This window comes from Isoptericola sp. NPDC056578, assembly GCF_042793275.1.
In the GTDB taxonomy this organism is placed as follows: Bacteria; Actinomycetota; Actinomycetes; order Actinomycetales; family Cellulomonadaceae; genus Isoptericola.
The window spans coordinates 1-16,917 of the sequence record NZ_JBHTVC010000062.1; the positions used below are offsets into that span (position 1 = coordinate 1).

General features: G+C 74.6%; 12 protein-coding genes and 1 tRNA gene. 7 read left to right on the top strand and 6 right to left on the bottom strand.

Features of this window, described 5'->3' with window-relative positions; all coding sequences use genetic code 11:
- Positions 1 to 215 precede the first annotated feature (215 nt).
- From ACFQ80_RS18795 to ACFQ80_RS18815, 5 genes are read right to left on the bottom strand one after another with little or no spacing between them, the layout of a single operon-like run.
- Positions 216 to 842 carry a CYTH domain-containing protein gene (locus tag ACFQ80_RS18795; RefSeq protein WP_430552493.1) on the bottom strand — a complete coding sequence of 209 codons (627 nt, stop codon included), beginning with the start codon at positions 840 to 842 and terminating at the stop codon, positions 216 to 218.
- A gap of 10 nt (positions 843 to 852) precedes the next feature.
- Complete coding sequence (locus ACFQ80_RS18800; protein ID WP_430564711.1) at positions 853 to 1,689, bottom strand: class I SAM-dependent methyltransferase; 837 nt, start codon at positions 1,687 to 1,689, stop codon at positions 853 to 855.
- Positions 1,686 to 2,843: a bifunctional 2-methylcitrate synthase/citrate synthase gene (locus ACFQ80_RS18805; RefSeq protein WP_430564712.1), complete on the bottom strand. Its 1,158-nt coding sequence runs from the start codon at positions 2,841 to 2,843 to the stop codon at positions 1,686 to 1,688. The genes ACFQ80_RS18800 and ACFQ80_RS18805 overlap by 4 nt, the downstream gene beginning before the upstream one ends.
- A 42-nt stretch (positions 2,844 to 2,885) precedes the next feature.
- A complete protein-coding gene (gene prpB, locus ACFQ80_RS18810; protein WP_430564713.1) occupies positions 2,886 to 3,797 on the bottom strand; it encodes a methylisocitrate lyase in 912 nt (303 codons plus the stop codon).
- Positions 3,798 to 3,813: 16 nt separating this feature from the next.
- Positions 3,814 to 5,331 carry an MmgE/PrpD family protein gene (locus ACFQ80_RS18815; RefSeq protein ID WP_430564714.1) on the bottom strand — a complete coding sequence of 506 codons (1,518 nt, stop codon included), beginning with the start codon at positions 5,329 to 5,331 and terminating at the stop codon, positions 3,814 to 3,816.
- 406 nt (positions 5,332 to 5,737) lie between these two features.
- Between ACFQ80_RS18815 and ACFQ80_RS18820 the strand changes: the two genes are divergently transcribed.
- Positions 5,738 to 7,240 (top strand): MFS transporter, encoded by a 1,503-nt coding sequence (locus tag ACFQ80_RS18820; RefSeq protein WP_430564715.1) that lies wholly within the window; start codon positions 5,738 to 5,740, stop codon positions 7,238 to 7,240.
- A 327-nt stretch (positions 7,241 to 7,567) separates the two neighbouring features.
- On the opposite strand, the gene ACFQ80_RS18825 is transcribed toward ACFQ80_RS18820, so the two are convergent.
- Positions 7,568 to 7,640: transfer RNA gene (locus tag ACFQ80_RS18825), tRNA-Arg, on the bottom strand.
- 131 nt (positions 7,641 to 7,771) lie between these two features.
- On the opposite strand from ACFQ80_RS18825, the gene argS reads away from it, so the two are divergent.
- The 6 genes from argS (at position 7,772) to rho (ending at position 16,773) form a co-directional block, all read left to right on the top strand.
- Positions 7,772 to 9,439 carry an arginine--tRNA ligase gene (argS, locus tag ACFQ80_RS18830; protein ID WP_430564716.1) on the top strand — a complete coding sequence of 556 codons (1,668 nt, stop codon included), beginning with the start codon at positions 7,772 to 7,774 and terminating at the stop codon, positions 9,437 to 9,439.
- The gene (gene lysA, locus ACFQ80_RS18835) at positions 9,436 to 10,821 is read left to right on the top strand and encodes a diaminopimelate decarboxylase (RefSeq protein ID WP_430564717.1); all 1,386 of its coding nucleotides are present in this window, start codon (positions 9,436 to 9,438) and stop codon (positions 10,819 to 10,821) included. The genes argS and lysA overlap by 4 nt, the downstream gene beginning before the upstream one ends.
- A gap of 140 nt (positions 10,822 to 10,961) precedes the next feature.
- On the top strand, positions 10,962 to 12,320 hold the full coding sequence (locus tag ACFQ80_RS18840) for a homoserine dehydrogenase (protein ID WP_430564726.1): 1,359 nt from the start codon (positions 10,962 to 10,964) through the stop codon (positions 12,318 to 12,320).
- A gap of 2 nt (positions 12,321 to 12,322) precedes the next feature.
- Positions 12,323 to 13,441: a threonine synthase gene (thrC, locus tag ACFQ80_RS18845; RefSeq protein WP_430564718.1), complete on the top strand. Its 1,119-nt coding sequence runs from the start codon at positions 12,323 to 12,325 to the stop codon at positions 13,439 to 13,441.
- 76 nt (positions 13,442 to 13,517) lie between these two features.
- A complete protein-coding gene (thrB, locus tag ACFQ80_RS18850; RefSeq protein ID WP_430552483.1) occupies positions 13,518 to 14,468 on the top strand; it encodes a homoserine kinase in 951 nt (316 codons plus the stop codon).
- A gap of 298 nt (positions 14,469 to 14,766) precedes the next feature.
- The gene (rho, locus tag ACFQ80_RS18855; protein ID WP_430564719.1) at positions 14,767 to 16,773 is read left to right on the top strand and encodes a transcription termination factor Rho; all 2,007 of its coding nucleotides are present in this window, start codon (positions 14,767 to 14,769) and stop codon (positions 16,771 to 16,773) included.
- Positions 16,774 to 16,917 lie beyond the last annotated feature (144 nt).

Sequence of the window (16,917 nt, forward strand, 5' to 3'; positions counted from 1 at the left end):
GTGCAGGATCCTTCGCGCGGTCGCGTTCACGCGCCCCAGGGGGCGCTCCACTTCGGGAGGGATACGACCGCGCGAAGGATCCTGCACCTCCCGCTCTCCTGATCCCTCACGGCAGTCTCGAACCCGGGCTCGTCCAGTCCCGCTGGTCGAGCCCGTCGACACCCGGCCGTGGTCTCGACAGGCTCGACCGACGACGATCCGCGGGCCGTGCGGCGTCAGGTCGTGATCGTCGTGTTGCCGCCGAAGTCGTCGCGGAAGCGCGGGCCCTGGGCGGCGAGCTCCTGGGCGTACGCGGCGGACCAGCCGCGGAAGGGGTCGACGGCGAGGGACTCGTTGGAGAACCGGCGGTCGTCGGTGAGCTCGGTGACGCAGAAGTCGGGGATCTGGAGGTCCGTGACCGGGCCCGAGCGCTCGCACTCGGCGACGATGAGCGGCGCGTTGGCGCCGCCGAAGACGTCGATCGACCAGCCGTCGGCGCCCAGCCAGGCCGCGTAGCGCGTCTTGATGACCTGCGCGCCGCCGCGGCGCACCAGCTCCGCGCCGACGTTCGGCTCGAGCGGGCGCTCCGCCTCGTACCGGGTGCCGCCCACCGACGGGCCCTTGACCGTGACCGCGGCGAAGTCGACGCGCGAGCGGTAGAGCTCGAGGACGTCACGCGCGTCGCTGTCGGGGCCCAGCCGCGCCTCGACGCCCGTCGCCTGCACCCGCACGCGCAGCGCGTAGCCGCCGTCCGAGAGGAAGTAGGACTGGACGATCAGGGCGGGCGCGTCGCGCAGCGCGTCCGGCAGCTCGCGGACGAAGAACCGGCGCTCGAACTCGAAGTCGGAGTAGTCGGCGGACATGGCCACGAGCCTAGTGGGCCGCGGCGACGGTCCGGTCCCGCGGCCCGGCGGTGTCGGTCCAGGTGCGCCGCACGCGCAGCACGCCGGTGCGCATCGGCAGGGTGAACTCGCCCTGCGCCGTCTCGGTCCGGCCCGCGAGGTACGCGCGGATGCGCGCCGTCGTGGCCGCGCGCTCCGCCTCCGGCATGACGAGCATCCCGGCGCGGGTCGCGAGGGTCGCGACGAGGGAGTCGGCGGTGCGGCGCTGACCGTGCGGGAACTCCGCCCGCTCCGCCCGGGCCGACCACCCCTCCCCGGCGGGCGGGAGCAGGTCGGCGGTCGCGCGGCGCCAGGCGGTCGGTGTGTCCCGCGGCCCCACGGCCGCGCTCCCGCCCGCGTCGGCGAGCCCGGCGACCCAGGCGACGTCGTCGTCCAGGAGGTTCCAGAGCCCGGCCAGGACGCCGCCGGGGGCGAGCACGCGGGCGATCTCGGCCCCTGCGACCGCCAGGTCGAACCAGTGCAGGGCGTTGCCCGCGAGCACGGCGTCGACGGAGCCGTCGGGCAGCGGGATCGACTCGGCGCTGCCCGCCAGGGCGCGGACGCCCGGCCGCCCCCGCCGCAGCTCGGCCAGCATCGCCGGGTCCGGCTCGACGGCGACGACCTCCGCGCCCGGGACGACCGCCGGGTCGAGCAGGGCGGCGGTCAGCTTGCCCGTCCCCGCGCCGAGGTCGAGCACCCGCGGGCCCGGCGCCGCCCGCAGCGTCCAGCGCACCGCGGCCGCCGCGTAGTCCGGGCGGTGCTCGGCGTACGCGCCGGCCGCCGTCCCGAAGGACGACGCGGCGGACGGGGCGTCCCGGTCGCCGCTCACGGGGCCGCGGGGCCGGGGACCTCGCGCCGCGCCGGACCCACGTACGCGGACAGCGGGCGGATCAGGGCGTTGGCGGCCTGCTGCTCCATGATGTGCGCCGTCCAGCCGGTGACGCGGGCGGCGACGAACAGCGGCGTGAACGTGGCCGTCTCGAACCCCATGAGGTGGTAGGCCGGGCCCGACGGGTAGTCGAGGTTCGGGTAGATGCCCTTGCGGCGCACGAACTCGGACTCCAGCGCGTCGTAGAGGGCGGCCAGGTCGGGGCGGTCGTAGTGCTCGACGAGGGTGTCGAGGGCGGCCTTCATGGTCGGCACGCGCGAGTCGCCGTGCTTGTAGACGCGGTGCCCGAAGCCCATGATCTTGCGCTTGGCGGCGAGCGCGTCGTCGAGCCAGGCCGCGGCCCGCTCGGCGGTGCCGATCTCGGCCAGCGTCTCCATGACCGCCTCGTTGGCGCCGCCGTGCAGCGGCCCTTTCAGCGCGGCGATCGCGCCCACGACGGCCGAGTGCAGGTCGCTGAGCGTGGACGTGATCACCCGTGCCGTGAACGTGGAGGCGTTGAACGAGTGCTCGGCGTACAGGATCATCGACCGGTTGAACGCGTCGACGACCACCGGCTCCGGCTCGACCTCGAACGTCGTCCACAGGAAGTTCGCGGAGAAGTCCAGGTCGTCGCGCGGGGCCACGGGACCCAGCCCGCGGCGGCGGCGCTGCCCGTACGCGACGACGGCCGGCAGGGCCGCGAAGAGCCGCACGCTGCGCTCGAGGTTGACGTCGGCGTCGGCGGCCGCCTCCAGGGCGGTGAGGCCCGCGGCCTCGCGGGCGCCGATGACGCTCACCGCCGTGCGCACCTCGTCCATCGGGTGCGCGGTGACGGGCAGGAGGTCGATCGCGGCGCGCACGTCGTCGGCGAGCGGACGGTGCTCGCGCTCGGTCGCACGCAGGGTGGCGAGCTCGTCGGCGGTCGGCAGCTCGCCGTGCCACAGCAGCCACGCCACCGCCTCGAACGGGCAGGTCGCCGCCAGGTCCTGGACCGGGTAGCCGCGGTACAGCAGCGAGTTGGTCTCGGGGTCCACCTTGGAGACGGCCGTCACGTCGGCGACCACCCCCGCCAGCCCGCGTCGGACCTCCGGCTCGGGCCCGGTGTGCTCTGTCATCGATGCTCCTTCGCTGCGATGTCGGCGGAGACGGCGCGGCCGTCAGCCGTGCAGGTTGTCGTCCAGGCTGAAGTCGAAGACGTCCGTGTCGAACGTCGAGTAGGCGGCGTAGTCGAGCAGCTCGTAGAGCCGCGCGCGGGTCTGCATGTGCTCGACCTGCCCCGCGAGCGAGCCCTCCGCGCGCAGCGCGTCCAGGCCCCGCTCGGCCGCGCCCATCGCCAGGCGCAGCAGCGAGACGGGGTAGATGACGAGGGCCACGCCCGCGTCGGCGAGCTGCGTCGTCGTGAACAGCTCGGACTTGCCGAACTCCGTCATGTTGGCCAGCACGGGGACGTCGACGGCGCTCGCGACGGCCTCGAACTCCGCCAGGTCGCGCATGGCCTCGGGGAAGATCGCGTCCGCACCGGCGTCGACGAGTGCCTTCGCGCGGTCGACGGCGGTCGGGAGCCCCGCCACGGCGCGCACGTCGGTGCGGGCCATGACCAGCAGGTTCTCGTCGCGCCGCGCGGCGACCGCCGCGCGCACCCGCTGCAGCGCCGTCGGCTCGTCCACGACCTGCTTGCCGTCGAGGTGCCCGCACCGCTTGGGGTTCACCTGGTCCTCGACGTGCAGGCCCGCGACGCCCGCGTCCTCCAGCGTCTGCACGGTGCGGGCCATGTTCATCGCCTCGCCGAAGCCGGTGTCGGCGTCCACGAGGGTGGGCAGGTCGGTCATGCGGGCGATCTGCCCCGCGCGGGTCGCGACCTCGGTGAGCGTCGTCAGCCCGACGTCGGGCAGCCCCAGGTCGGCGGCCACGACCGCCCCCGAGACGTAGACGCCGTCGAAGCCCTTGTCCTGGATCAGCCGCGCCGCGAGCGGGTTGAACGCGCCGGGCAGCTGCAGGAGCTCCCCGGAACGCAGCCGCTCGCAGAACGTGGCGCGCTTGGCGGCGGGGGTGGTGGTCGAGTAGAGCACGGTCGCCCTCCGGGTCTCAGAAGATGCCGCGCGCGACGGGGTGGGTCGCGAGCGGGTCGGCGAGCGGCGTGACGGTGAGGCCGGACAGCTCGTCGGCGGACAGCTCCGGCAGCCGCTGGGCGAGGTCGAGGAACCGCTCCGTCTCCTCGTCGGCCAGGACCCCGGCGGCCAGCGTGCGGAACTTCGCCACGTACTGCTCGCGGGCGAACGGGCGGGCGCCCAGCGGGTGCGCGTCGGCGACGGCGATCTCCTCGACGACCCGCGAGCCGTCCGCGAGCTCGATCTCCACGCGGCCGCCGAACGACTTCTCGTCCGGGTCGCTCGAGTGGTACCGGCGGGTCCACTCGGCGTCCTCGGCGGTGGTGACCTTGCGCCACAGCTCCACGGTGTCCGGGCGGGCGGCGCGCTCGGGGGCGTAGCTGCCGACGTGGTCCCAGGCGCCGTCCTGCAGCGCGACCGTGAAGATGTAGGGGATCGAGTGGTCCAGCGTCTCGCGGCTGGCCGTGGGGTCGTACTTCTGCGGGTCGCCCGAGCCGGAGCCGATGACGTAGTGCGTGTGGTGGCTCGTGTGCAGCACCACGGCGACGACGTTCGCCGGGTCGCGCAGCTCGGGCCGCTCGGTGCCGAGGCGGCGGGCGAGGTCGATCCACGCCTGCGCCTGGTACTCGGCGGAGTGCTCCTTGGTGTACGTGTCGAGGATGGCGCGCCGTGCCTCGCCCGCGGCGGGCAGCGGCACGGTGTACCGGGCGTCGGGCCCGTCGAGCAGCCAGGCGATCACGCCGTCCTCGCCCTCGTAGATCGGGCTGGGGGAGGTCTGCCCGCGCATCGCACGGTCGGCGGCCTCCACCGCCATCTTGCCCGCGAACGCGGGGGCGTGGGCCTTCCACGTGGAGATCTCGCCCTTGCGCGACTGCCGCGTCGCCGTCGTCGTGTGCAGGGCCTGGCCGACCGCCTGGTAGATGGTCTCCGCGGGCAGGCCGAGCAGCGTGCCGATGCCCGCCGCCGCCGACGGGCCGAGGTGGGCGACGTGGTCGATCTTGTGCGCGTGCAGGCTGATGCCCTTGACGAGGTCCACCTGGATCTCGTAGCCCGTGACGATCCCGCGCAGGAGCTCCGCGCCGCTGCGGCCCAGGTGCTGCGCGACGGCGAGCACGGGCGGGATGTTGTCGCCGGGGTGCGAGTACTCGGCCGCGAGGAACGTGTCGTGGTAGTCCAGCTCGCGCACGGCGACGCCGTTCGCCCAGGCCGCCCACTCGGGGCTGGTGCGCTCGGGGGAGCCGAAGACCGTCGACCCCGCGCCGCCGCGGGAGACCGGGTGCGCCTCCGCCTGCGTGCGGGCCGCGAGGATCGGGCCGCGGCCCAGCGACGCCGTCGCCACCGCGGCGTTGTCGATGACGCGGTTGATCACCATGTCGGCGACCTCCGGCGTCGGGTCGAGCTGCTCGGCCGCGACCTCCGCGATCTTCCACGCGAGCTGCCCCTCGCGGGGCAGCGGCTCGTCGGAACGGTAGACGCGGACCTCGTGGTCGATCATGCGGGGGAGTCCTCCCTGTGCAGGCCTCAGCAGACATCGTGTGCGGGCGTCGTCGCCGCCCGTGTCCGGGCCGCTCCGAGAACGTAACGCCCGGTGAACGCTGGGTCCAGCGTGTGCGGCCGCCGGACCGCACCGGGACGGCGGTGCGAGGGCCCGTGGCGACGCCTGTGGTGGGCTTCACGAATGACTCGTCAAGGAACGGTGTCGCCGCAGGTGACGGCGTCGCGCAGGGGTCGGTCCTCGGCTCGTGGTTGCCCTGACGAACTTGATTCTCGGTCAAGGATCGGTAACGTGGCCGCCCATGTTCGGGCTCGGCGTCCGCTCTCGCAGCGGACGCCGGCTCCCTGTCACGGGCCGGGCCGCTGCGTCACACCGCGTGCACGCCGCGCCGGCCACGGAAGGAAACATGACCGCCGTACTGCCTCAGGAACCGACCGGCACCACCCCTGCGAACGCCCCGGCCGCCCGGGCCGCGCGCCGCAGGCTCCGCGTCTCCGACGTCACCGTCGTGGACAACTCCATGCTCAAGAAGACGATCGGCGGCACCGCCGTCGGCAACCTCATGGAGTGGTACGACGTCGGCGTCTACGGCTACCTGGCCGTGACGATGGGTGCCGTGTTCCTGCCGCAGGCGTCGTCCGGCGTGCAGATCCTCTTCTCCCTCGGCGTGTTCGCCGCCACCTACGTGGCGCGTCCGCTGGGCGGCATCGTCTGCGGCCGCATCGGCGACAAGGTCGGCCGCCAGAAGGTGCTCGCCTTCACGCTCGTGATGATGGCCGCCTCGACGTTCCTCATCGGGCTGCTGCCGACGTACGGCGTCCTCGGCGTCGCGGCGCCGCTGCTGCTCGTGCTCCTCAAGCTGCTGCAGGGCTTCTCCACCGGCGGCGAGTACGCCGGCGTCACGACCTTCGTCGCCGAGCACGCCCCCGACCGCCGCCGCGGCTGGGCGGCCTCGTTCCTCGACTTCGGCAGCTACCTGGGCTTCGCGCTCGGCGCCGTCGTCGTGACGGTGCTGCAGGTGACGCTCGGCGAGCAGGCCATGCTCGACGGCGGGTGGCGCATCCCGTTCCTGGTCGCCGGGCCGATCGGCGCGTTCGCCGTGTGGTTCCGCCTGAAGATCGAGGAGTCCCCGGCCTTCCAGGCGCAGCAGGTCGCGGCCGAGGCCGCGAAGACCCACGGCGCCGAGGTCCCCGCGCCCACCGACGTCACGCTGCGCTCGCAGTGGCGCCCGCTCGCCGTCGCGATGGTCCTCGTGGCCGTCGCCAACACCGCCGGCTACGCCCTGACGAGCTACATGCCGACCTATCTCACCGACACGCTCGGCTACGAGCCGACGGCGGGCACCCTGCTCACCGTGCCCGTGCTGGTGCTGCTCGCGGTGATGATCCTCGTGGCGGGCCCGGTCAGCGACCGTGTCGGTCGTCGTCCGCTGCTGTGGTTCGGCGCGGGCTCGCTCGCGGTGCTCGCGGTGCCGGCCTTCCTGTTCCTGGCGATGGGCCACGTGTGGTCGACGCTGCTCGGCCTGTGCCTCATGGCCGTGCCGGTGGCGTGCATGGTCGGCGTGCAGGCGGCGACGCTGCCCGCGATGTTCCCCACGGCCGTGCGCTACCGCTCGATGGGCCTGGCGTACAACGTCGCCCTGGCGATCTTCGGCGGCACGACGCCGCTCATCGTCGAGTCGCTGACGCAGGCCACCGGGTCGAGCATGGCGCCGGCCTACTACCTCATGGGCTTCGCGCTGATCGGCGCGATCACCGTCGGCTTCGTCAGGGAGAGCGCGGGCAAGCCGCTGCCGGGCTCCATGCCGTCGGTCGACACCGACGCCGAGGCCAAGGCGCTCGTCAAGACGCAGGAGAAGAACCCGGACCTCGACCTCGACGCGATGCCGGGTCTGGCCCCCGCGCACTGATCGCGGCTCGAAACCGTCGTCGACGTAGTACCCGGTGCCGCTTCCGGGTCAGGAAGCAGCAGCGGGTACTCCGTCGACGACGATGTGCCGCGGTAGAAGCCGGGGCGCAGGTGCCCCAGCCGCTCGAAGGCCTCGAGGAGGTCGTCCTCGCGCCGCCCCACGGCGGTGAGCGGGATGCACACGGGCGAGCGACCGCCGAGGTGTGGCGGGAGAGAGCGAAGACCTCGGTCGGCTCCGCGGATCCGTGACTCACGGCGGGAGTGTATTGATGGGCAGCGGAAGACGACGAGGGCGGGCCCGCCGCCGCGGACCCGCCCTCGTTCTCGGTGCGCCTGAAGGGATTCGAACCCCCGACCTTCTGCTCCGGAGGCAGACGCTCTATCCACTGAGCTACAGGCGCGGGCGCCGGACGGAAAACCGCTCGGCACGGTGCACGAGACTACCAGCACCTGGGCGTCGGCCGGCACATCGTCGCCGATCCCGCCATCCCGGCGAGAGCCGGGCGGCCCGCCGCCTTTGTAGAATCGCCCGGTGACCCCCGACGAGCTCTCCCGAGCACTCAGCGCTGCCCTCGCCTCGGCCGTGGCCGACGGCACCCTCGCCCTGCCTGCCGACGCCGTCCCCGCGTCGGTGCACGTGGAGCGACCCCGGCAGCGCGAGCACGGGGACTGGGCCACCAACGTGGCGCTGCAGCTCGCGAAGAAGGCGGGCACGACGCCGCGTGCGCTCGCGGAGGACCTGGCGGCCCGCCTCGCGGCGACGCCGGGGATCAAGGCGGCCGACGTCGCCGGGCCGGGCTTCCTCAACATCACGCTCGAGGCCGGCGCCGCGGGCGAGCTGGCGCGCACGATCGTCACCGCCGGCGACGCGTACGGCCGCACGGACGCCCTCGCGGGCCAGGTCCACAACCTCGAGTTCATCTCGGCCAACCCGACGGGCCCGCTGCACATCGGTCACACCCGCTGGGCGGCGCTCGGCGACGCGCTCGCGCGGATCATGCGCGCGGCCGGTGCCGACGTGACGGCCGAGTACTACATCAACGACGCGGGCGCGCAGATGGACAAGTTCGCCGCGTCGATCATCGCCCGCGCGAAGGGCGAGGACGTGCCCGAGGGCGGCTACCCCGGCGAGTACGTCGCCGAGCGTGCCGCCGAGGTGCTCGAGCAGGAGCCCGACCTCCTGTCGCTCCCGGCGGACGAGGCCCTCAGGACGGCCCGCGAGCTCGGCTACCAGGCCCAGCTCGAGGCGATCCGCCGCACCCTCGACGCGTTCGGCGTGCACTTCGACGTCTGGTTCTCCGAGCGCACGCTGCACGACTCGGGCGCGGTGGAGCAGGCGGTCGCCCGCCTGCGCGAGCAGGGGCACGTCTTCGACGTCGACGGTGCGGTGTGGCTGCGCACCACGGACTTCGCCGACGACAAGGACCGCGTGATGATCCGCGCGAACGGCGAGCCCACCTACTTCGCCGCCGACGCCGCGTACTACCTGTCCAAGAAGGACCGGGGGTTCCCGGGCAAGATCTACCTGCTCGGCGCCGACCACCACGGGTACATCAACCGCCTCAAGGCCATCGCCGCGTGCGCGGGCGACGACCCGGAGGCGAACATCGAGGTGCTCATCGGCCAGCTCGTCAACATCGGCGGCGAGCGGATGGGCAAGCGCCGCGGCAACGCCCTGTACATGGACGACCTCATCGAGTGGCTGGGCTCCGACCCGCTGCGCTACTCGCTCGCCCGGTACCCGGCGGACTCGCCGCTGTCCCTGTCGGGCGAGGAGATGCTCAAGCAGAGCAACGACAACCCCGTCTACTACGTGCAGTACGCGCACTCGCGCACCTGCGCCGTCGACCGGAACGCGACCGACCGCGCCGTCGCGCGCGTGGCCCCCGACGGCTCCGACGCCTTCGACCCCGCGCTGCTCACGCACGAGACCGAGGCGGCGCTGGTCGGCGCCCTCACCGAGTTCCCGCGGATCGTCACCCAGGCGGCCGAGCTGCGCGAGCCGCACCGCGTCGCGCGCTACCTCGAGTCCCTCGCCGCGGACTACCACAAGTGGTACCAGGAGTGCCGCGTGACGCCGTACCCGGACGAGGAGGTCACGGACACGCACCGCACGCGCCTGTGGCTGAACGACGCGGTGCGCCAGGTGCTGGCCAACGGGCTCGACCTGCTCGGCGTCTCCGCCCCGGAGCGGATGTGACCGGCGCCCAGGTCGAGGAGGGCGTGCTCGGGGTCCCCTGGTCGTCGGGCGTGCGCCGGCGCGACGACGGCGTCGTCGAGGTGGGCGGGCTCGCCGTGGACGCGCTCGCGGCCCAGCACGGCACCCCCGCCTACGTGCTCGACGAGGCCGACTTCCGGGCCCGCGCCCGCGGCTACCGCACGGCGTTCGCGACGGCGTTCGCCGAGGTGGGCGCCGGCGTCGACGTGTACTACGCGGGCAAGGCCCTGCTCACGGTGGCCGTGGCGCGCTGGGCCCGCGAGGAGGGGCTGCGCGTCGACACGGCGTCCGGCGGGGAGCTCGCCGTCGCCCTGCGCGCCGGCGTCCCCGGCGCCGAGATCGGCCTGCACGGCAACAACAAGTCCGACGCCGAGATCCTCGCGGCCCTCGACGCCGGGGTGGGCCGCATCATCGTCGACTCCCTCGTCGAGATCGACCGGGTCGCGGCGCTCGCGGCCTCCCGCGGGCTCGTGGCGCCCGTCATGGTGCGCGTCACGACCGGCGTGCACGCCGGCGGGCACGAGTACATCTCCACCGCGCACGAGGACCAGAAGTTCGGCCTCTCGGTGAACCCCGGCGCGCTGGACGAGGGCGGCGACCCGCCGGCGATGCAGGCGCTGCTCGCCGTGGCCCGGCGCCCGGAGCTGCACCTGCTGGGCATCCACTCGCACATCGGCTCGCAGATCCTCGACCCGGCGGGCTTCGAGGCGGCGGCGCGCGTTGTGCTGCGGCTGCGCGCCGAGCTCGCGGAGCGCACGGGCGTGCTGGTCGACGAGGTGGACCTCGGCGGCGGCTACGGCATCGCGTACCTGCCGGGGGAGGTGCCGCTCGACCCGGACCGCATCGCCAAGGACGTCGCGAGCGCGGTCGCCGCGGTCTGCGCCGAGCTGGGCACCCCGCTGCCGCGCCTCTCCATCGAGCCGGGGCGCGCGATCGTCGGCCCGGCGGGCCTGACGCTCTACACCGTCGGCACGGTCAAGCCGGTCGCGCTCGACGACGGCCGCGTGCGCACCTACGTCTCGGTCGACGGCGGCATGAGCGACAACATCCGCCCCGCCCTGTACGAGGCGCAGTACCACGCGGAGCTCGTCGGCCGAACCTCGACGGCGGAGCCCGTGCTCGCGCGCGTCGTGGGCAAGCACTGCGAGAGCGGCGACATCGTCGTGCACGAGGTGCGGCTGCCCGGCGACGTGCGCGCGGGGGACCTGCTCGCCGTCGCCGCGACCGGCGCGTACGGGCGCTCGATGGCGTCGAACTACAACCTGCTGACCCGTCCGCCCGTGGTCGCCGTGTCAGGCGGCGCCTCGCGCGTGCTGGTGCGGCGCGAGACGGTCGACGACCTGCTCGCGCTCGACCAGGGCTGACGCCCGACGCCGCGTCGTCGGCCCGTCGTCGCCGCCCGTGGACGGCGGCCCGACGGCCGGCGCGCCGCGGCTATCCTGACCCCGTCCCGGCATCCCGTTCCGAAGGTTCTCCCGTGCCTGCAGCCCCCTCGTCCGGGCCCCTGACTGGGGCCGAACCCGCGGCCCGTCCCCGCCAGGCGGCCGACCCGACCCCCACGGTGCTGCGCGTCGCGCTCCTCGGGTGCGGCGTCGTCGGCTCCCAGGTCGCGCGGACGCTGATCGAGCACGCCGACGACCTCGCCGCCCGCGCGGGCACGCGCCTGGAGCTGGTGGGTATCGCCGTGCGTGACGCGAGCCGCCCGCGCGACGGCGTCGGCACCGTCGTGCCGGCCGAGCTGCTCACCGAGGACGCGGGCGCGCTCGTCGACCGCGCCGACCTCGTCATCGAGCTCATGGGCGGCATCGAGCCGGCAAGGGGCCTCATCCACCGCGCGATCGCGGGCGGCGCGAGCGTCGTCACGGCGAACAAGGCGCTGCTCGCCGCGCACGGCCCGGAGCTGTTCGAGGCCGCGGACGCGGCGGGCGTCGACCTGTCGTTCGAGGCCGCGGTGGCGGGTGCGATCCCGATCGTCCGCCCGGTGCGCGAGTCGCTCGCCGGCGACCAGGTGCGCCGCGTGCTCGGCATCGTCAACGGCACCACCAACTACGTCCTCGACCAGATGACGACGCACGGGCTGGACCTCGAGGAGGCGCTCAAGGAGGCGCAGACCCTCGGGTACGCCGAGGCCGACCCCACGGCCGACGTCGAGGGGCACGACGCCGCGGCGAAGGCCGCGATCCTCGCGTCGCTCGCGTTCCACACGCGCGTCTCGCTGGCGCAGGTCGCGTGCGAGGGCATCACGGGCGTGACGGCGGCCGACGTCGCCGCCGCGCAGCAGACCGGGCACGTCGTGAAGCTGCTGGCGATCGCGGAGCAGACCGCCGAGGGCGTGTCCGTGCGCGTGCACCCCGCGCTGGTGCCGGCCGCGCACCCGCTCGCCGCGGTGCGCGGGGCGTTCAACGCCGTCTTCGTCGAGGCCGACGACGCCGGCCCGCTGATGTTCTACGGGCAGGGCGCGGGCGGGCGCCCGACGTCGTCCGCCGTGCTCGGCGACCTCGTGTCGGCCGCGCGGGACCGGATGGTCGGCGGGCGCGGGCCGCGCGAGTCCGCGTACGCGTCGCTGCCGGTGCTGCCGCACGACGCCGCGGTCACGCGCTACCAGGTCCGGCTCGTCGTGGCCGACCGCCCGGGCGTGCTCGCCCAGGTGGCGCAGGTGCTCGCCGACCACGGCGTGTCGATCGACACGGTCCGCCAGGCGCCCGACGAGCCCTACGCCGTCGACGTCGCCGAGGGCACCGCCGCGCTGCTGCTCACCACGCACTCCGCCCGCGAGGCGTCGCTCGCCGCGACGGTCGCGGCCGTGCGCGGCCTCGAGCCGGTGCACGAGATCACGTCCGTCCTGCGAGTCGAGGGAGCCTGACCATGCCGGTCGACCAGCCGAAGACCCAGCCTGCCCACCAGTGGCGCGGTGTCATCACCGAGTACGCCGACCGGCTGCCCGCCCACGTGGCGGAGCGGATCGTCACGCTCGGCGAGGGCGGCACCCCGCTCGTGGCCGCCCCGGCGCTGTCGGGCCGTACCGGCGCCGACGTGTACGTCAAGGTCGAGGGCATGAACCCGACCGGGTCGTTCAAGGACCGCGGCATGACGACGGCGATCTCCGCGGCCGCCGGCCGCGGCGCGAAGGCCGTCGTGTGCGCGTCGACGGGCAACACGTCCGCCTCGGCGGCGGCGTACGCCACCCGGGCGGGCATGACCTGCGCCGTGCTCGTGCCGGACGGCAAGATCGCGATGGGCAAGCTCAGCCAGGCGATCGCGCACGGCGCCCGCCTGCTCCAGGTGGACGGCAACTTCGACGACTGCCTCGTCGCGGCGCGCAAGCTCGCCGAGGTGTACCCGGTCGAGCTGGTGAACTCCGTCAACCCGGACCGCATCGAGGGACAGAAGACGGCCGCGTTCGAGGTCGTCGACGCCCTCGGCGACGCGCCGGACATCCACTGCCTCCCGGTCGGCAACGCGGGCAACATCACCGCGTACTGGAAGGGCTACCGCGAGTACGCGGGCCTGGACGACGGCGCCGCGCACGGCGCGGTCGCGACCCGCACGCCGCAGATGTGGGGCTTCCAGGCGGCCGGCGCCGCGCCGATCGTCCTGGGCCACCCCGTCGACCAGCCGGAGACGATCGCCACCGCGATCCGCATCGGCAACCCGGCGTCGTGGGAGCAGGCGGAGGCCGCCCGCGACACGTCCGGCGGCGTCATCGAGTCGGTCACCGACGAGCAGATCCTCGCCGCGCACCGCGTGCTGTCCGCCGAGGTCGGCGTGTTCGTCGAGCCGGCGTCCGCCTCGGGCGTCGCGGGCCTGCTCGCGCGGGCCGAGCGCGGGCTGGTCCCCGCCGGGGCGCGCATCGTCGTGACCGTCACCGGTCACGGCCTCAAGGACCCGCAGTGGGCGCTGCGCACGCCGGACGGCGGCGAGGTGGCCCCGACCCGCGTGGGCGCCGACGTCGTGTCCATCGCCGACGCGCTCGGCCTGGGCTGACACCCGCCCGACACCGCTCCGCCCGACAACGCTCTGCCCGACACCGTTCCGACCGAGCCCCGAGAGGGAGACGCGCATGCAGCTCGGCGCCGACCACGTGCTGGTCCGTGTTCCCGCGACCAGCGCCAACCTGGGCCCGGGGTTCGACGCGATGGGCCTGGCCCTCGCGCTGTACGACGACCTGGAGGTCGAGCTCCTCGCGACCGACGACGTCGTCGTCGAGATCGAGGGGCAGGGGGCGGGGGAGGTGCCGCTCGGCGAGGACCACCTCGTCGTGCGCGCCCTGCGGCACACGCTCGAGCTCGCCGGCGCGCCCCGTACCGGCCTCCGGCTGCGGTGCGTCAACCGGATCCCGCACGCGCGGGGCCTCGGGTCCTCGTCGGCGGCCGTCGTGTCCGGCATCGTCGCGGCGCGGGCGCTCCTGGCCGACCCCCACGTCCTGGACGCGGCCGCGGTGCTGCGGATCGCGACCGAGTTCGAGGGGCACCCCGACAACGCGGCGCCCGCGATCCGGGGCGGCGCGACGCTGGCGTGGCGGTCGGGCGACGGCCCCCGCGCCGTGGACCTCGACGTGGACGAGCGCATCGAGGCCACCGTGCTGGTCCCCGACGCCCGCCTGGCGACGAGCCGCGCCCGGGGCGTGCTCCCGGCCGAGGTGCCGCACGGCGATGCGGCGTTCACCGCCGGGCGGGCGGGGCTGCTGGTCGAGGCCCTGGCCCGGCGCCCGGAGCTGCTGCTCGACGCCACCGAGGACCGGCTGCACCAGGACTACCGCGCGAGCGTGATGGCGGGCTCCGCCGAGCTGTTGCGCGCCCTGCGCGCCGAGGGGCTCGCGGCCACGATCTCGGGCGCCGGTCCCACGGTCCTCGTGCTCACCGCGGGCGACGGCACGGGTCGGCTCGACGCCGTGCTGGCCGACCTCGTCGACGACGTGGCGGGCTGGCGTGCGGTGCGGCCGGGCGTGGACCACGACGGCGCGGTGGCGCGCCGCGTGACGGGCGGCGGGTCGGCCTGGGGCGGTGTGTGAGGTGATATGATGCGGTGAGCCTTCGGGATCGACCGCGAGGGCAATCCCTCTCCACCGCACGGCCCCTCTCGACCGCGCCGCGCGTCCGCGTGCCCGGTCAGAGCCAGGTGCGTGGTGGTCGTGATGCGGTGCAGGATCCGCCGCGACAGTCCCGCGAGAGGGTGAAACACCAACCCCGCCAGCCGACGTCGTCGTACCACTGATGCGAGGTTCCACGCGTCTCGGCGCTCCCCGCGCCGGACGGCAACCACCCCGGCCCCGAGATCTGCGGGCCGCATACGAGGGGGAAGGGTCCTTCGTGACGAACACCACCGACAGCCGGAACGGCACCGCCGCATCCGGGAACCTGAGCTCGATGCGTCTGGCCGAGCTCCAGGCGCTGGCCTCCGGCATGGGCGTCAAGGGCACGTCCCGGATGCGCAAGAGCGACCTGCAGGACGCGATCCGGGCCGCGCGCGGCCAGGGCGCGCGCACCGCCGGTGCCCCGGTCGCCGCGGCGACCGCCGTGGCGCCCACGGTCCGCAGCGACGCCCCGGCCCAGGCGCCGGCCGACCACGGCTCCGGGCAGCCCTCGGGCGACGCCCGCGCCCCGCGCGCCGACGGCGCCGAGGCCCCGCGCCGCTCGCGCCGGGCCACCCGCTCCGCCGGCTCGTCCGAGGGTGACGCGGCGCCGCAGCAGCGCGCGGAGGCGCCCGCCGAGCAGCAGCCCGCACGGGGCGGCGACCAGCGTGGCGGCGAGCAGCGCGGCGGCCAGAACGACGCCGACCGCGAGGCGCGCCTCGCCCAGCTCGCGGAGGCCGTCGCGGCCCCGCGCGAGCGCGGCGCCCGCCGCTCCGGCAACGGCCAGAACAACCAGGGCGACGGCGACGGCCAGCGCTCGGGCCAGGGCCGCTCGAACGACTCCTCCGGCCAGCAGCGCTCCGGCGGGCAGGGCGGTCAGGGGCAGAGCGGCCCGGCACAGGGCGGCCAGCGCGACGAGCGCCAGCGCCGGGACGACGACGACGAGCGCGGCTCGCGCCGTCGTCGGGGTCGCGACCGTGGCCGGGACCGCAAGCGCAACCGCAGCGGCCGGCCGGGCGGCCCGGACGTCGCCGGCCTGGACGACGTGGAGGTGCGCGAGGACGACGTCCTGCTGCCGGTCGCCGGCGTGCTGGACATCCTCGACAACTACGCCTTCGTGCGCACGAGCGGCTACCTGCCCGGGGCGGGCGACGTCTACGTCTCCCTCAACCAGGTGAAGAAGTCCGGCCTGCGCCGCGGTGACGCGATCGTCGGCGCCATCCGCCAGCCCCGCGAGGGCGAGGAGCCGCCGGCGGGCAAGAACGTCCGCAGCAAGTTCAACGCCCTCGTGCGGCTGGACTCCGTCAACGGCATGACGCCGGAGGAGGCGCGCCAGCGCCCCGAGTTCACCAAGCTGACGCCGCTGTACCCGCAGGAGCGGCTGCGCCTGGAGAACCCGGAGGCCACCCGCCTCACGCCGCGCGTGATCGACATCGTCGCCCCGATCGGCAAGGGCCAGCGCGGCCTCATCGTCGCGCCGCCCAAGGCCGGCAAGACGATCATCATGCAGCAGATCGCCAACGCGATCACCGCGAACAACCCCGAGGTCCACCTCATGGTGGTGCTCGTGGACGAGCGGCCCGAAGAGGTCACCGACATGGAGCGGACGGTCAAGGGCGAGGTCATCGCCTCGACGTTCGACCGCCCCGCGTCGGACCACACGATCGTCGCCGAGCTCGCGATCGAGCGCGCCAAGCGCCTGGTCGAGCTGGGCCAGGACGTCGTCGTGCTGCTCGACTCGCTCACCCGCCTCTCGCGCGCCTACAACCTCGCGGCGCCGGCGTCGGGCCGCATCCTCTCGGGTGGTGTGGACGCCGCGGCGCTGTACCCGCCGAAGAAGTTCTTCGGCGCGGCGCGCAACATCGAGAACGGCGGCTCGCTGACCATCCTCGCCTCGGCGCTCGTGGAGACGGGCTCGAAGATGGACGAGGTGATCTTCGAGGAGTTCAAGGGCACGGGCAACATGGAGCTGCGCCTGTCCCGCAACCTCGCCGACAAGCGGATCTTCCCGGCGGTGGACGTCAACGCGTCCGGCACCCGGCGCGAGGAGATCCTCATGGCGAAGGACGAGCTGGGCATCGTCTACAAGCTGCGCCGCGTCATGGGCGCGCTCGACCAGCAGCAGGCGATCGAGCTGCTGCTGGGCCAGCTCAAGAAGACCAAGACCAACGTCGAGTTCCTGCTGCACGTGCAGAAGACGACGCCGGCCGGGCTCTCGGACGAGAACCCGGGCGAGACGGTCTGACCGTTCCGTGGGGCGGGGCCCCCGGGGGCCCCCGCCGCCGGGGGGGGGCGGGGGGCGGGGGGGGCGGGGCCAAAAGGTTTGGGGGCGGACGGGGGTACGGCCCCCGGGCCGCGGGGGGGGCCCCGCGCCGCACAACCACCGGGC

Bases quoted from the DNA above. Each gene is read 5' to 3' on its own strand.
- ACFQ80_RS18820 (WP_430564715.1), top strand. From the start codon at position 5,738: ATGACCGCCGTACTGCCTCAGGAACCGACCGGCACCACCCCTGCGAAC.
- ACFQ80_RS18795 (WP_430552493.1), bottom strand. From the start codon at position 842: ATGTCCGCCGACTACTCCGACTTCGAGTTCGAGCGCCGGTTCTTCGTC.
- ACFQ80_RS18805 (WP_430564712.1), bottom strand. From the start codon at position 2,843: ATGACAGAGCACACCGGGCCCGAGCCGGAGGTCCGACGCGGGCTGGCG.
- thrB (WP_430552483.1), top strand. From the start codon at position 13,518: ATGCAGCTCGGCGCCGACCACGTGCTGGTCCGTGTTCCCGCGACCAGC.
- thrC (WP_430564718.1), top strand. From the start codon at position 12,323: ATGCCGGTCGACCAGCCGAAGACCCAGCCTGCCCACCAGTGGCGCGGT.
- ACFQ80_RS18815 (WP_430564714.1), bottom strand. From the start codon at position 5,331: ATGATCGACCACGAGGTCCGCGTCTACCGTTCCGACGAGCCGCTGCCC.